This window comes from Streptomyces sp. NPDC051578 (assembly GCF_044454045.1).
Lineage (GTDB): Bacteria > Actinomycetota > Actinomycetes > Streptomycetales > Streptomycetaceae > Streptomyces.
The window spans coordinates 154,494-170,123 of sequence record NZ_JBITDH010000006.1 but is presented as its reverse complement, the minus strand read 5'-3'; the positions used below and the strand labels follow the sequence as shown (position 1 = coordinate 170,123).

The window sequence follows — 15,630 nt, the reverse complement described above, 5'->3', positions numbered from 1 at the left end:
CGCTCCCGGCCGGGAGCGGCGCTCAAGTACCGCTGGTGCTCCGATGCGTCGTGTGCGGCGTCCGTCCCCGCACTGCTTGACCTGCGGTACGGAAGAGCCTAGAACCACTCCGCGCTGGTGGGGAGATCATTTCGGTCATTGAATTTGTCCTGCCACCGGCTGGAAAAGCAGTCGGTAAAGCAGTCGGCTGCGGGTGCCCCGGTGGGGGACCCGCAGCCGCCCCGCTTTGTCAGAGGTACTGACCGGTGTTCGCCACCGTGTCGATGGAGCGTCCGGTGTCCGCGCCTTGCTTTCCGGTGACGAGGGTGCGGATGAATACGATCCGCTCGCCCTTCTTTCCGGAGATTCGGGCCCAGTCGTCGGGGTTGGTGGTGTTGGGCAGGTCCTCGTTCTCCTTGAACTCGTCCACGCAGGCCTGGAGGAGGTGGGCGACCCTCAGGCCCTTCTGGTTGTGTTCGAGGAAGGCCTTGATCGCCATCTTCTTGGCGCGGTCCACGATGTTCTGGATCATGGCTCCGGAGTTGAAGTCCTTGAAGTAGAGGACTTCCTTGTCGCCGTTGGCGTACGTGACCTCGAGGAAGCGGTTTTCCTCGGTTTCGGCGTACATCTGCTCGACGACGGTCTGGATCATGCTGTGGACGGTGCCGGCCGTGGAGCCCTGGTGTTCGGACAGGTCGTCCGCGTGCAGGGGCAGCGAGGCCTTGAGGTACTTGGCGAAGATGTCCTTGGCGGCTTCCGCGTCCGGGCGCTCGATCTTGATCTTCACGTCGAGGCGGCCGGGGCGCAGGATGGCCGGGTCGATCATGTCCTCGCGGTTGGAGGCGCCGATGACGATGACGTTCTCCAGGCCTTCCACGCCGTCGATCTCGGCGAGGAGCTGGGGGACGATGGTGTTCTCCACGTCCGAGCTGACGCCGGATCCGCGGGTGCGGAAGAGGGACTCCATCTCGTCGAAGAAGACGATGACGGGGGTGCCCTCGCTCGCCTTCTCGCGTGCACGCTGGAAGACGAGGCGGATGTGCCGCTCGGTCTCGCCGACGTACTTGTTGAGGAGTTCGGGGCCCTTGATGTTCAGGAAGTAGGACTTCCCGGCGGGCTGGCCGGTCACCTCGGCGACCTTCTTGGCAAGGGAGTTGGCGACGGCCTTGGCGATGAGCGTCTTGCCGCAGCCGGGGGGGCCGTAGAGCAGGATGCCCTTCGGCGGGCGCAGTTCGTGTTCCTTGAAGAGGTCCGGATAGAGGTACGGGAGCTCGACCGCGTCGCGGATCAGTTCGATCTGGTCGCCCAGACCGCCGATCTTGTCGTAGTCGATGTCCGGGACCTCTTCGAGGACGAGGTCTTCGACCTCGCTCTTGGGGACCACTTCGTAGACGTAGCCGGATCGGGGTTCGAGGAGCAGGGCGTCGCCGGGGCGGATGGTGATGTCCAGGAGCGGCTCGGCGAGCCTCACCACCCTTTCCTCGTCGGTGTGCCCGATGACCAGGGCGCGCTCGCCGTCCTCGAGGATTTCCTTGAGGGTGACGATGTCCCCGGCGCGCTCGAATTCCATGGCTTCGACCACGTTGAGCGCTTCGTTGAGCATGACCTCCTGGCCGCGCCGGAGCTCTTCCGGGTCGACGCTGGGGCTCACGTTCACGCGGAGCTTGCGGCCGCCGGTGAAGATGTCGACGGTGCCGTCCTCATTGGCCTGCAGGAAGACACCGAAGCCGGCCGGCGGCTGGGCGAGCCGGTCGACTTCTTCCTTGAGGGCCACGATCTGGTCGCGGGCCTCACGGAGGGTGTTCGCCAGTCGTTCGTTCTGTGCGGATACGCCGGCCAGATTCGTCTGGAGCTCGATGATCCGCTCTTCGAGAATCCTCGTGTGACGCGGTGAGTCGGCGAGCTTGCGTCGCAGGACGGCGATTTCCTGCTCGAGATAGGCAACCTGGCCAGCGGGGTCCTCGGACCCTCGCCCGGGCCGGATGCCGCGGTTGATGTCGTCGTCGTGGGCTGCCACGGTCCTCACCTCCTCCAAGGGGAGCTGGACGCTTCCTGACCCTACCTGGGCTGGTGGTGATTGAAACCCCTAGATCACAAAGACGGTAGAGGTGTGTCCGATCTTCACCCTTGCGTACTCCCTCTCGCCAGGGAAATACCCACCCAGCAGCATCGGAAAGCAGCCGGTTGTAAGGTCGAAGCGTTCAACACCCGTCGGGGCCCGCGCGACTTGTCGCGAGTTGTGACCGGGATGGATCACTCAGTGCAGGGAACGGCAGGAGATATGACCGTGCAGCAGGAGGCACCCACGGGCGGCGCCGGCGAGGCCGAGGCGTCGCTGGAGGTGTGGATCGATCAGGACCTGTGCACCGGCGACGGCATCTGCGTGCAGTACGCCCCGGAGGTGTTCGAGCTGGACATCGATGGTCTGGCGTACGTGAAGAGCGCGGAGGACGAGCTTCTGCAGGACCCGGGGGCGACCACTCCGGTTCCGCTGACGCTGCTCCAGGACGTGGTCGATTCGGCGAAGGAATGTCCGGGTGACTGCATCCACGTCCGCCGCGTCTCGGACCGGGTCGAGGTGTACGGCCCTGACGCGGAGTGACGGTTCAAACGCTTCCGGGGCGTGAGTCGGTAAGCTCCTGGCGGAATTTTCCGCCCGTCCAGCGCCACTTGGCGAGCTGTTTGGTGTCGGGGCTGTAACGCGGGATCGCCGGTGAGGAGTAGCCGACGAGACTCGCCGTCACCGTGCGGTCACCGATGGTGAGCCCGGTGACGGTCTGGCGGCGTCCGGCTTCGAGCAGGGTCGCCACGACGCGCGGCGCGGCGCCCGGGGCCTTGTCCTGGGTCAGTACGTAGAGGGAGTGCGGCGGGGTGCCGGAGCCCGCGTCGCAGCGGACGGCCGCCACGGTCTCCGGGCGGCCGTCGCCGTCGAGGTCGCCCTGGGCGGTGGCGGTGACGGCCTGCGGGACGCCCCTGCAGTCCAGCGGGTAGGTGACGGCGTGCGCGTCGGGGGCGGCTGCCGGGGGCCCGGGTGCGGCTGCCGCGGCGGTCGCGGTGACCGGGGAGCCGGTCGCGGGGGCCGGCTGGAGGAGGCCCGCTGCGGCGATGACGGCGGCCATGGCGGTGGCCGTGGCGACCCAGTGGATGGCCTTGGCGCCACCGTGGGCCAGGGTGTCCAGTGCGAGGGCCGGCTCGGTGGGGCTGTGCAGCACGCGGGGTGTCTCCTGTGCGAAGGGTGACGCGGTGCCAGCATCGTGCCACACCTCACACCGGGGTGGAACGGGCGGGTCCGGCCACCTTCCGGGAAGAGCGGCCCCGCTCTCCCCGGCAACGAAGAGGCGCTGTGGCGCAGTTCCCGATCCGTTCGGGGAACTGCGCCACAGCGCCTTCGTGTTGGGGGCCGCGCCCGGGGTGGGCGCGGGCCGGTGGGTCAGTCGCGGTCCGCGCCGCGGCTCTGGCTTCCGGGTCCCTCGTAGTCCTCGCCGTAGGCGCCCTTGGAGGGGCGGCGGCGGCGCATGGGGGGCTCGACGCCGTCCGCGAGGCGGCGGGCGGTGACGAGGAAGCCGGTGTGGCCGATCATCCGGTGGTCGGGGCGGACGGCGAGGCCCTCGACGTGCCAGTTGCGGATCATCGATTCCCACGGCTGCGGCTCGGCGTAGCAGCCGAACTCGCGGATGGACTCGACGGTGCGCGAGAGCTGGGTGGTGGTGGCCACGTAGCAGCAGAGGATGCCGCCGGGCACGAGGGCCTTGGAAACGGCCTCCAGGCACTCCCAGGGGGCGAGCATGTCCAGGATCACGCGGTCGACGTCGGTGTCGGACAGGTTGTCCTGGAGGTCGCCGACGGTCAGCTGCCACGCGGGGTGGGGACCGCCGAAGTAGCGCTCGACGTTGGCTGTGGCGATCTCGGCGAAGTCCGCGCGGCGCTCGTAGCTGTGGAGCATGCCCTGGTCGCCGATGGCGCGCAGCAGGAAGCTGCTGAGGGAGCCGGAGCCCACGCCTGCTTCCACGACGCGTGCGCCGGGGAAGATGTCGGCGAAGGCCAGGATCTGGCCGGCGTCCTTGGGGTAGACCACGGCGGCACCGCGGGGCATGGACAGGACATAGTCGGGGAGCAGGGGGCGCAGCGCGAGGTACGCGACGTTCCCCGTGGTACGGACAACACTGCCTTCGGGAGCACCGATCAGCTCGTCGTGGGGGAAGGAACCCTTGTGGGTGTGGAAATTCTTCCCGGCTTCGAGCGTGAAGGTGTAGTGGCGGCCCTTGGGGTCGGTGAGCTGAACCTGGTCCCCGACCTCGAAGGGCCCGCGTCGGCGGGCGGCACCGGTCGGTTCGGACATGTGACCAGTGTATTGGGTTCAGGACTGGGGCCGCGCCATGGCCTTCACGAAGGCCTTTTCGACGTCCGTGGTGGACAGGACCCCGTAGATCCGGCCGCCGGGCTCGATGACGAGGTATTCGGTGGCGGGGGTGGCCCGGAGGTGGTCGAGGAGTTCCTCTCCGGCGAGTTCCGCCGAAACCTTCATGCCATCGGTGAGGTCCTGGGAGAGGGTGCTGACGGCGATCCAGGGGCGGCGGTGCTCGGGGACGGAGGCGATGGCCGTTTCGCGGACGATGGCGGTGGGGTCTCCGTGGCCGTCGACGACGACGAGGGCGCGGGCTCCGGCTTCGTTGGCGCGGCGGAGCGCCTCGGACAGGGGGGTGGCGTTCTCGACGGGGATGGCGCGGCGGGTGAGGGCGCGGGCCTGGAGTTCGGGCAGGTGCTGGCGCAGGCGGGCCATGCGCAGGCTGTTGCCGGCGCCGGTCCAGATGATCGCGGCGAGGATCGCGGCGAGCAGGGCGTCCATGACGGTGTCCATGCCGCCGATTTCCTGGCTGCGGTTGCCGAGGAGCCCGGTCTGGGTGACGAGGGGGAGGCCGATGAGGACGGTGACGGCGAGGCCTCGGCCGACCCAGGCGGCGGCGACGGTGCCCGCCATGGGCTTGCCGGTGATGCCCCAGATGAGGGCGCGGAGCATGCGGCCGCCGTCGAGGGGGAGGCCGGGGAGGAGGTTGAAGGCGGCGACGAGGAGGTTGGAGATCATCAGGCCGGCGAGGAGGACGCCGGGGACGGTGGGGGCGTCGACGGCTTCCATGCCGAGGTAGAAGGCGCCGGCGAGGAGGAGGGAGAGGAGCGGGCCGACCGAGGCGAGGACGAATTCGCGGGCGGGGGTTTCGGCTTCCTTCTCGATCTCCGAGACCCCGCCGAAGAACTGGAGGCGGATGCGGCGCACGGGGAGGCGGAAGCGCAGGGCGGCGACGGTGTGCGCGAGTTCGTGGACGAGTACGGAGGCGTAGAAGGCGACCGCGAAGAAGAGGGAGACGAGGTAGCGGGCCGGTCCGAGTCCGGGCAGGATGCGGTCGAGCTGGTTGCCGAAGACCCAGGTGATGAGGGCGGCGACGAGGAACCAGCTGGGCGAGACGTAGACGGGTACGCCGAAGGGGCGGCCCATGAGGAGTCCGCCGCCCGGGTCGGAGCGCTTGGGTGCGCGCTCTCCGGTTTCGTCGGTGTCTGGCACGGCTGTCCTTCGTTCGGTGCTGTCCGGAGGGGCGGTTCCGCCGGTGGTGTGTCGGGCGTGGTGCGGGTGTGTGGTGGGGCGGTAGCGCGGTGTGATGCTCTGATCATGCAGTGCGAGGGGGCTCGGAGTCGATGGTATGCGCGTGCTGTCGGTGGCGGGTCGTAGGGTTTTACGCATGACGACGAGCCCCGGTCCTGTTCCTGGCGTGGCTGCTGCCGATGCCGTTGCCGCGCCCGATGGGGCGGGTGGCGCGGTGCGGCCCGCTTCGCTGTCGCCCTCGCGGGCGAGTGACTTCATGCGGTGCCCGCTGCTGTACCGGTTCCGGGTGATCGACAAGCTGCCGGAGAAGCCGAGTGCGGCGGCGACGCGGGGGACGCTGGTGCACGCGGTGCTGGAGCGGCTGTTCGACCATCCCGCGCAGGAGCGGACGGCGCCGCGGGCGAAGGCGTTGATCCCCGGGCAGTGGGACCGGTTGCTGGAGGCGAAGCCCGAGCTGTCCGAGCTGTTCCCGGGGGGTGATGAGGGGGAGGATCTGGCGCGCTGGCTGACGGAGGCCGAGGCGCTGGTGGAGCGGTGGTTCACGCTGGAGGACCCGACGCGGCTGGAGCCGGTGGAGCGGGAGTTCTTCGTGGAGACGGAGCTGGAGTCGGGGTTGCGGCTGCGCGGGATCATCGACCGGGTCGATGTCGCGCCGACGGGCGAGGTCCGGATCGTGGACTACAAGACGGGCAAGGCGCCGCGGCCGGAGTACGCGGAGGGCGCGCTGTTCCAGATGAAGTTCTACGCGCTGGTGGTGTGGCGGTTGAAGGGGGTCGTGCCGCGGCGGCTGCAGTTGGTGTACCTGGGCAGCGGGGACGTGCTGACGTACGACCCGGTCGTGGCGGACCTGGAGCGGGTGGAGCGCAAGCTGCTGGCTTTGTGGGACGCGATCGTGGAGGCGACGGAGACGGGTGAGTGGCGGCCCCGGCCGACGAAGCTGTGCGGGTGGTGTGATCACCGGGAGGTGTGTCCGGAGTTCGGTGGGACTCCCCCGGCCTATCCGCTCGTGATCATCCCGAGGGCGGAGGCGGGCGGGGTGGGGCCGGGGGGATCCTGAGGACCGGGTCGGCGCCAGAATGGGTGCCTGCCGTCGAAGCCGATGTTCGAAGATGAGGTACCCCTGTGGCGATCCGCGTCCTGCTGGTGGATGACCAGCCGCTCCTGCGCACCGGATTCCGGATGATCTTGGAGGCGGAGCCTGACCTGGCGGTGGTCGGTGAGGCCGGGGACGGTCTCCAGGCGCTGGACCAGGTGCGGGCGCTGCAGCCCGATGTGGTGCTGATGGACATCCGGATGCCGCGGATGGACGGGGTGGAAGCGACGCGGCAGATCACGGGTCCGGGCCGGGACGGCCCGGCGAAGGTCTTGGTGCTGACCACCTTCGACCTGGACGAGTACGTGGTGGAGGCGCTGCGGGCGGGGGCGAGCGGGTTCCTGCTCAAGGACGCTCCCGCGAACGAGCTGGTGCAGGCGATCCGGGTGGTGGCGGGCGGCGAGGCGATGCTGGCGCCGAGCATCACGCGGCGGCTGCTCGACAAGTACGCGGAACACCTGCCGTCGGGCGCCGAGAGCGTCCCGGACACCTTGGGCACGCTGACGGAGCGCGAGGTGGAGGTGCTGAAGCTGGTGGCGCGGGGCCTGTCGAACGCGGAGATCGCGGCGGACCTGTTCGTGAGCGAGACCACCGTGAAGACGCATGTGGGGCACGTGCTGACGAAGCTGGGGCTGCGCGACCGCGTGCAGGCCGCCGTGTACGCGTACGAGAGCGGCCTGGTCCGCCCGGGCGCGCAGTAGTTCCACGGCGCGGCAGCCTTCGGGGCGCAGTGGTTCCGGGGGCGCGCAGTGGCCCTTGGGGGCACGGTGCAGAAGGCGACGGGCCGGCAGCCGCGTGGTGCGGCTGCCGGCCCGTCGGCGTGTCTCAGCCCTTGCTGATCTCCCAGAAGCGGAAGACGGTCGAGGCGTCGAGCGACCACTGGAGGCCGGTCACGTTCTGGCGGGTGACCGCGTACTGCTTGCCCTGCCAGAGCGGGAGGATCGGGATCTCGTCGGCGACGATGTCCTGGAGCCGGGTGAAGTCGGTGGTGGCGGCGGTGCGGTCGGACTTCGCGGAGGTCGAGGGGATGATGGTCCCGCTGATCTCCTTGTTGTCGTAGTTGTTGTGCAGGACGTTGTCCGGGCCGAAGAACGGCTGGGTGAAGTTGTCGGCGTCCGGGTAGTCGGGCACCCAGCCCTTGACGTAGACGCCGTACTTGCCGGCTTCGATGTCCTTCTCGTACTGCTCGAACGCGACGGACTTCACGTCGGCGTCGAAGAGGCCGCTGTCGTTGAGCTGCTTGGCGATGAGCTGGAGTTCCTGGTCGGTGGCCGGCCCGTAGCGGGTGGGCGTCGAGTACAGGGTGATCTTCACCTTGTCCTTGACGTTGGCGGCCCGCAGGACGTTCTTGGCCTTCTCCAGCTGGGGGGTGCCGCCGTAGCGCTCGAAGAAGGCGGTGTTGTGGGAGGCAATGCCGGCGGGGACGATCGAGTACAGGGAGGTGGCGGTGCCGTCGTAGACCTCCTTGATGATCGCCTCGCGGTCGACGAGGTAGGCGATGGCCTTGCGGATGGGGAGCTTTCCGGCGACCGGGTCGTTCATGTTGAAGACGAGGTGCTGGACTTCCGCGCCGGTGCCCTGGACGACTTCGACCTTCTGGTCGCCGGCCTTGTTGGCGAGGCTCGCGATGTCCTTGGCGGCGAGGCCGCGGAAGGCGAAGTCGACGTCGCCGCTTTCGAGGACCTTCTTGAGGGCGGCCTGGTCGTCGTTGAAGAACTTCATGGTCACGCCGGTGTTCTTCGGCTTGGCCTTGCCGCTGTAGGAGTCGTTGACCGAGAAGTTGGCGCTCGTGTCGCTGATGGAGTCGAGCTTGTAGACGCCGGAGCCGATGGCCTTGCCGTCGGTGCGGAGCTTGTCGGCCGGGTACTGCGCGTGGTCGACGATGGCACCGGCACCGGCCGCGATCTTGCTGGGGAAGGTCGCGTCGGAGGTCTTGAGGCGGAAGACGACGGTCTTCTCGTCGGGGGTGTCGATACCGGCGATCGAGGAGAGCATGACGGCCGGGCCGTTGGCGTCATTGATCTTCAAGGTGCGCTCGAAGGAGTACTTGACGTCCTTGGAGGTGAGGCTGTCGCCGTTGCTGAACTTGAGCCCGGTGCGCAGCACGCACTTGTAGACCTTGCTGTCGGCGCCTTCGAAGCCGCAGCTCTGGGCGGCGTCGGGCTCGGGGGTGTTGCCCCCCTTGGGGAAGGTCAGCAGGGACTGGAAGACGTTGTTGAACAGGAGCCAGGAGCCCGGGTCGTAGCCCGACGCGGGGTCGGTGGACTTCACCTTGTCGGATATCCCCATGACAACACCCTTGCCGCTGCCCGCGGCCGAGCCATCCTGCGAACCGCAACCGCTGAGCAGCGCGGCGGCGGTTGCGGCGCCGAGCGGGGCTGCCAACCACTGGTTACGTCTCATCACGCGAACGTCCTTCACAGTCGTACTGTTTCGTTGCCCCGGCCTGCGGCACCCGCTGCCGGTTGGTGCCTTGCTCAGCCGCTGACGCCCCGGCCGAGTTCCCACAGCTGGAGGTCGGAGATGGCGTTGACCGACCATTCCACCCCGGTGATCTCGTCGCGTGCCGCGACGTACTGCTTGCCCTGCCACAGGGGCAGGACGGGGACGTCGTCGGCGACGATGTCCTGCATCTCCTTGATCGCGGGTGCGGCGACCGTACGGTCGGCCGCGCGCCGGGATTCGGGGATGAGCCGGGAGCGTACGGCGGCGTTGGCGTACGGCGTGCCCAGGAAGTTGTCCTGCTCCAGGAACGGGGCGAGGAAGTTGTCGGCGTCCGGGTAGTCGGGGAACCAGCCCAGCCCGTAGGCGGCGTAGTCGCCCTTCTTCTGCGCGGGCCGGTAGTCGGCCCAGTCGTTGCCCTGGACGGTGATGTCGAAGAGCTGGGTGGAGTTCAGCTGGCTCTTGAGCTGCTCGAACTCGGCGGCGGTGCCGTCACCGTAGTGGTCGGTGGTGTAGTTGAGGGTGAGCTTGACGGGGGTCTTGATCCCGGCGCTCTTGAGCAGGTCGGCGGCCTTGGCGGTGTTGGCCTCGCCGTACTTGCTGAAGAAGGAGTTCACGTGCCCCGTGACGCTGGTGGGGACCAGCGAGTAGAGGGGCTGCGCGGCCTTCCCGTAGACCTTGGAGATCAGGGCGTTGCGGTCGACGGCCGCGGCGAGGGCCTGGCGGACGGCCTTGTCCTTGACGACGGGGGCGTCGGTGTTGAAGCCGAGGTAGCGGATCTCCAGGCCGGGCAGCGGGACCAGCTTGACGGCCTTGGGCGGCTTCGCGGAGAACTCGGCGATCTGGGAGGGCGACAGGGTGCGGGAGACGACGTGGACGGAGCCGTCGCGCAGGGCCTTGCCCATGCTCTCGGAGTCGGCGAAGGAGCGCAGCTCGACCTTGTCGTTCTGGAGCTTGATGTCGCCCTTGTAGCGCGGGTTCTTGGTGAAGACGGCGCGGACGAGCTGGTTGCCCTTGGTCTCGGCCTTCATCGTGTAGGGGCCTGAGCCGTCGACGGCGAAGCCGGGGCGGAGCTTCTTCGCGTCGTAGTCCTTGGCGCTGACGATGCCGGCGGCCGGCGTGGACAGCTTGTAGGGGAACGTCGCGTCGGCGGTCTTGAGGTGGAAGACGACGGTGTCGGCGCTCTTGGCCTCGACGGTGTCGATGGTGGAGAGCAGCGAGGAGGGGCCGTTCTCCGCATTGATCGCGAGGACGCGTTCGATGGAGAACTTGACGTCCTTGGCCGTCAGCGGGTCACCGCCGGCGAAGGTGAGCCCGGGGCGCAGGGTGCAGCGGTAGCTCTCGTTGCCGGTGTCGGTGAAGCGGCAGTCGGAGGCCGCTTCGGGGACGGGCTGGCCGCCGCCGCGCGGGGTGTGCATCAGCGTCTGGACGGTCTGGCGCAGGACGTTCCAGGCGCCGGCGTCGTAGGCGTAGGCGGGGTCGAAGGGGGCGGGGGCGTAGTCGGCGGCCTCGAACCGGTCGGTGGTGCCGACGACGATCGCCCCGGTTCCCGCTCCTCCTCCGCTCGCGCTGCCGCAGGCGGACAGCGCGGGGGTGAGCAGGCCTATCGCGGCCGTCAGCACCATGGTCTTGCGGTTCATGCTGGAAGTACTCCCTCACCCGGCACTTGCTCAAAGCGGCGTCGAGGGCACTTCGCGACGGTCGCCCGTTCAGGGCGGAACGATCGGGCCGGTGTGTGACGATCGGTCCACGCGGTACCGGCACAGGGGTGTGTCTCCGGTACTGCTGAGGTGCGGCGCAGTGCCCGGCGTCGACATTAGTGGCCTGGGACGGGATGGCTGGAACTGGCAGGAGTTGGGGCGTAACCGGACGGTTATGGGCGCGGACTGACCGTTTATCCCAGACTGGGCGCAGAGGGGGTCAGGAGCTGATCAATCCGGACACAAGGGAACGGTTCAGGGTGGGTCGCAGGGCCCGCCGCGGTTCCGCCGGGTGACCAAGCTCACCCCCCGGCAACTGCCTGCCTGAGGATGGAATTTCGGCCTCCGCCGTGCTGGGCGGAAGATCCTCTCGCCGCTCCCCCGCTGATGCCTGGTTCTGTTCGGTACGCAGCGTGCGCGCTCAGTTCATCGGAGTGATGAGCGAGCGCAGGAACGCCAGGTCCACTTCTTCCAGGGAGCGCACGATGGTGCGGCCGGGGGCGGCGGGGATCAGGCCCACGGAGGGCACGGCGACGACCCGGCAGCCGGCGGCCTCGGCGGCGGCGACCCCGGTGGCGGTGTCCTCGATCACGGCGCAGCGCGAGGGGTGCGCGCCGAGGGCTTGGGCGGCCAGGAGGTAGGGGTCGGGGTGCGGCTTGGTCCGGGGCACCTCGTCGCCGGCGACCGTCATGGTGAAGCGGTCGCGGCCCAGGGTGAGCAGGACCTGGTCGATGACCCGGCGGTGGGAGGCGGAAACGAGCGCGGTGGGTACGTTGTGCCGGGCGAGCTCGGCCAGCAGCCGCTCGGCGCCGGGCATCAGGGGCACCTGGTCGGCGATGCGCGCCTCGAACCGCTCGTTGAGGAGCACGCTGAGCTCGGCGAGGCCGATGGCGGCTCCGGTGGACTCGATGAGGAAGGCGGCGCTGCGGCTCATGGGGCCGCCGACGACGACGTCGCGCCAGGTCTCCTCCAGCCGGTGGCCCAGCTCGCGGAAGATCTCCTCCTCGATCTCCCACCAGAACCCCTCGGTGTCCACGAGGGTGCCGTCCATGTCCAGCAGCACCGCCTGCAGGGCCGAGCCGTCGGTCGTACGGGTGACGGCGGCCGGAACGGTGCTGGTCATGCGCACACCTCTCACAGGGGACGAGAAGGCCGGTCACCTCGCACCTCGGGACATGCCCGGGGGAACAGGTGACCGGCCTGTATGGGACCGACCAGTGTACGCCGGTCTGCGTCAGCGTGCGTTGAAATACTTCGCTTCGGGGTGGTGGATGACGATGGCGTCGGTGGACTGCTCCGGGTGGAGCTGGAACTCCTCCGAGAGGTGGACGCCGATGCGCTCCGGCCGGAGCATGTCGGCGATCTTGGCCCGGTCCTCCAGGTCGGGGCAGGCGCCGTAGCCCAGCGAGAAGCGTGCGCCGCGGTACTTGAGGTCGAACATGTCCTCGACCTGGTCCGGGTCCTCGGCGCCGAAGCCGAGTTCGGCGCGGACGCGGGCGTGCCAGTACTCGGCGAGGGCCTCGGCGAGCTGGACGGACAGGCCGTGCAGCTCCAGGTACTCGCGGTAGGAGTCGGACTCGAACAGCTTGGCGGTGGCCTCGCCGATCTTCGAGCCCACGGTGACCACCTGGAGGCCGACGACGTCGGTCTCGCCCGACTCCTCCGGGCGGAAGAAGTCGGCGAGGCACAGGCGCCGTCCGCGGCGCTGGCGCGGGAAGCTGAAGCGCGTCCGCTCGTTGCCCTGCTCGTCCAGGATGATCAGGTCGTCGCCCTTGGACACGCAGGGGAAGTAGCCGTAGACGACGGCCGCTTCGAGCAGGTTCTCCGTGTGCAGCTTCTCCAGGAGGCCGCGCAGCCGCGGCCGGCCCTCGGACTCGACGAGTTCCTCGTACGTCGCCCCGCCGGCGCGGGCCTGCTTGAGGCCCCACTGGCCCTTGAACAAGGCGCCCTCGTCCAGCCAGGAGGCGTAGTCCTTGAGCGGGATGCCCTTGACGACGCGGGTGCCCCAGAACGGCGGGGTGGGGACCGGGTTGTCGACGGCCACGTCGGAGCGGCCGCCCGGCTCCTCGGGCTCCTCCACCTGGATCAGCGGGGTGTCCCTCTTGGGGACGCGGCGCTGCTTGAGCGGGGGCAGCTCCGCGCCGGGGACGCCGCGCTTGACGGCGATGAGGGCGTCCATCAGGCGCAGGCCCTCGAAGGCGTCGCGGGCGTAGCGGACTTCGCCCTCGTAGATCTCGTGGAGGTCCTGTTCGACGTAGGCGCGGGTCAGGGCCGCGCCGCCGAGGATGACCGGGTAGTCGGCGGCCAGCTTGCGCTGGTTGAGCTCCTCCAGGTTCTCCTTCATGATCACGGTGGACTTCACCAGCAGGCCGGACATGCCGATGACGTCGGCGTTGTGTTCCTGCGCGGCTTCCAGGATCGCGGAGACGGGCTGTTTGATGCCGATGTTGACGACGTTGTAGCCGTTGTTGGTCAAGATGATGTCGACGAGGTTCTTGCCGATGTCGTGGACGTCGCCGCGGACGGTGGCCAGCACGATGGTGCCCTTGCCCTCGTCGTCGGTCTTCTCCATGTGCGGTTCCAGGTAGGCGACCGCCGTCTTCATCACCTCGGCCGACTGCAGCACGAACGGCAGCTGCATCTGGCCGGAGCCGAACAGCTCGCCGACGACCTTCATGCCCTCCAGCAGGGTGTCGTTGACGATGTCCAGGGCCGGGCGGGTCTGCAGGGCCTCGGCGAGGTCGTCCTCCAGCCCGTTCTTCTCCCCGTCGATGATGCGGCGCTGGAGCCGCTCGTCCAGGGGCAGCGCGAGGAGTTCCTCGGCGCGGCCGTCCTTCATCGACTTGGTGTTGACGCCCTCGAAGAGCGCCATCAGCTTCTGCAGCGGGTCGTACTCCTCCGCGCGCCGGTCGTAGATCAGGTCCAGGGCCGTCTGGACCTGCTCGTCGTCGAAGCGGGCGATCGGCAGGATCTTCGAGGCGTGCACGATCGCCGAATCCAGGCCCGCCTTGACGCACTCGTCGAGGAAGACGGAGTTCAGCAGGACGCGGGCGGCCGGGTTGAGGCCGAAGGAGATGTTGGACAGGCCCAGCGTGGTCTGCACCTCGGGGTGGCGCCGCTTGAGCTCGCGGATCGCCTCGATGGTGGCGATGCCGTCCTTGCGGGACTCCTCCTGACCCGTGCAGATGGTGAAGGTGAGGGTGTCGATGAGGATGTCCGACTCGTGGATGCCCCAGTTGCCGGTCAGGTCCTCGATCAGCCGCTCGGCGATCGCCACCTTGTGCTCGACGGTACGGGCCTGGCCCTCCTCGTCGATGGTCAGCGCGATCAGCGCCGCGCCGTGCTCGCGCGCCAGAGCGGTCACCTTCGCGAAGCGGGACTCGGGGCCGTCGCCGTCCTCGTAGTTCACCGAGTTGATGACCGCGCGGCCGCCCAGCTTCTCCAGGCCCGCCTGGATCACCGGGACCTCGGTGGAGTCCAGCACGATCGGCAGCGTCGAGGCCGTCGCGAAGCGGCCGGCCAGCTCCTGCATGTCGGCGACGCCGTCACGGCCCACGTAGTCCACGCACAGGTCGAGCATGTGCGCGCCTTCACGGATCTGGTCGCGGGCCATCTCCACGCAGTCGTCCCAGCGGCCCTCCAGCATCGCCTCGCGGAACTTCTTCGACCCGTTCGCGTTGGTCCGCTCCCCGATCGCCATGTACGAGGTGTCCTGGCGGAACGGCACCGTCTGGTACAGCGACGACGCACCCGGCTCGGGCTGCGGCCGCCGCTCGGCCGGGGCCAGGCCGCGCACCCGCTCCACGACCTGGCGCAGGTGCTCGGGGGTGGTGCCGCAGCAGCCGCCGACCAGGGACAGGCCGTACTCGCGCACGAAGGTCTCCTGCGCGTCGGCGAGCTCGGGGGCCGACAGCGGGTAGTGCGCGCCGTTCTTGCCCAGCACCGGCAGGCCCGCGTTGGGCATGCAGGACAGCGGGATCCGGGCGTTGCGGGCCAGGTAGCGCAGGTGCTCGCTCATCTCGGCGGGGCCGGTCGCGCAGTTCAGACCGATCATGTCGATGCCGAGCGGCTCCAGCGCCGTCAGCGCCGCACCGATCTCCGAACCCAGCAGCATCGTGCCGGTCGTCTCGACGGTGACGGAACAGATCACGGGCACGGACACGCCGAGCGCCTCCATCGCGCGCCGCGCGCCGATGATCGAGGACTTGGTCTGCAGGAGGTCCTGGGTGGTCTCCACCAGCAGGGCGTCGGCGCCTCCGGTGAGCAGGCCCTCGGCGTTGACCTGGTAGGCGTCGCGGATCGTCGCGTAGTCGATGTGGCCCAGCGTCGGCAGCTTGGTGCCCGGTCCCATGGAGCCCAGCACCCAGCGCTGCTGCCCCGTCGAGGCCGTGTACTCGTCCGCCACCTCGCGGGCGATACGGGCGCCCGACTCCGACAGCTCGAAGTTGCGGCCGGGGATGTCGTACTCGGCCAGCGCCGCGAAGTTCGCGCCGAACGTGTTGGTCTCCACGCAGTCCACACCGACGGAGAAGTACGCCTCGTGGACGGAGCGCACGATGTCGGGGCGCGTCACGTTCAGGACCTCGTTGCAGCCTTCCAGCTGCTGGAAGTCCTCCATCGAGGGGTCCTGCGCCTGGAGCATGGTCCCCATGGCTCCGTCGGCGACGACCACGCGGGTCGCGAGCGCCTCTCGGAGGGCATCGGCCCGTGTCTGGGTGTCTGCGGGCGGGTTCGGCAACGAGGCCATGGTCAAGCTCCCTGGGATGCGACGGCTGTCGGCTTTGCGCCCTCGCTGTGTCAAGGGCGCACGCGGTCAGGGT

The 15,630-nt window shown here is 69.0% G+C and carries 11 protein-coding genes; 3 read left to right on the top strand and 8 right to left on the bottom strand.

Annotated features, from left to right (window positions below; all coding sequences use genetic code 11):
• Positions 1-229 precede the first annotated feature (229 nt).
• Positions 230-1,996: a proteasome ATPase gene (arc, locus tag ACIA6C_RS24375; protein ID WP_361133342.1), complete on the bottom strand. Its 1,767-nt coding sequence runs from the start codon at positions 1,994-1,996 to the stop codon at positions 230-232.
• Positions 1,997-2,260: 264 nt separating this feature from the next.
• Between arc and ACIA6C_RS24370 the strand changes: the two genes are divergently transcribed.
• Positions 2,261-2,581, top strand: coding sequence for a ferredoxin (locus tag ACIA6C_RS24370; protein WP_361133339.1), 321 nt, complete (start codon positions 2,261-2,263; stop codon positions 2,579-2,581).
• A 4-nt stretch (positions 2,582-2,585) separates the two neighbouring features.
• Here ACIA6C_RS24370 and ACIA6C_RS24365 read toward each other — a convergent pair whose 3' ends face one another.
• The 3 genes from ACIA6C_RS24365 to ACIA6C_RS24355 form a co-directional block, all read right to left on the bottom strand.
• Complete coding sequence (locus ACIA6C_RS24365) at positions 2,586-3,191, bottom strand: hypothetical protein (RefSeq protein WP_399278910.1); 606 nt, start codon at positions 3,189-3,191, stop codon at positions 2,586-2,588.
• Positions 3,192-3,409: 218 nt separating this feature from the next.
• Positions 3,410-4,318, bottom strand: coding sequence for a tRNA (adenine-N1)-methyltransferase (locus ACIA6C_RS24360; RefSeq protein ID WP_190185276.1), 909 nt, complete (start codon positions 4,316-4,318; stop codon positions 3,410-3,412).
• 18 nt (positions 4,319-4,336) lie between these two features.
• Positions 4,337-5,833 (bottom strand): site-2 protease family protein, encoded by a 1,497-nt coding sequence (locus ACIA6C_RS24355; protein ID WP_366083428.1) that lies wholly within the window; start codon positions 5,831-5,833, stop codon positions 4,337-4,339.
• Here ACIA6C_RS24355 and ACIA6C_RS24350 point away from each other — a divergent pair.
• Together ACIA6C_RS24350 and ACIA6C_RS24345 are read left to right on the top strand one after the other, a co-directional pair.
• The gene (locus ACIA6C_RS24350) at positions 5,832-6,632 is read left to right on the top strand and encodes a RecB family exonuclease (protein ID WP_399278907.1); all 801 of its coding nucleotides are present in this window, start codon (positions 5,832-5,834) and stop codon (positions 6,630-6,632) included. The two genes, ACIA6C_RS24355 and ACIA6C_RS24350, sit on opposite strands and share 2 nt — an antisense overlap.
• Positions 6,633-6,697: 65 nt before the next feature.
• Positions 6,698-7,369, top strand: coding sequence for a response regulator transcription factor (locus tag ACIA6C_RS24345; RefSeq protein ID WP_329193894.1), 672 nt, complete (start codon positions 6,698-6,700; stop codon positions 7,367-7,369).
• A 124-nt stretch (positions 7,370-7,493) separates the two neighbouring features.
• Here the strand turns inward: ACIA6C_RS24345 and ACIA6C_RS24340 are convergent, their stop codons facing one another.
• The 4 genes from ACIA6C_RS24340 to metH form a co-directional block, all read right to left on the bottom strand.
• Positions 7,494-9,071 carry an ABC transporter substrate-binding protein gene (locus ACIA6C_RS24340; RefSeq protein WP_399278905.1) on the bottom strand — a complete coding sequence of 526 codons (1,578 nt, stop codon included), beginning with the start codon at positions 9,069-9,071 and terminating at the stop codon, positions 7,494-7,496.
• A gap of 74 nt (positions 9,072-9,145) precedes the next feature.
• Positions 9,146-10,750: an ABC transporter substrate-binding protein gene (locus ACIA6C_RS24335; RefSeq protein ID WP_399278903.1), complete on the bottom strand. Its 1,605-nt coding sequence runs from the start codon at positions 10,748-10,750 to the stop codon at positions 9,146-9,148.
• 481 nt (positions 10,751-11,231) lie between these two features.
• A complete protein-coding gene (locus ACIA6C_RS24330) occupies positions 11,232-11,933 on the bottom strand; it encodes an HAD family phosphatase (protein WP_361133322.1) in 702 nt (233 codons plus the stop codon).
• A 111-nt stretch (positions 11,934-12,044) separates the two neighbouring features.
• Positions 12,045-15,557, bottom strand: a complete 3,513-nt coding sequence (gene metH, locus ACIA6C_RS24325; RefSeq protein ID WP_399278901.1) for a methionine synthase — start codon at positions 15,555-15,557, stop codon at positions 12,045-12,047.
• Positions 15,558-15,630: the final 73 nt, after the last annotated feature.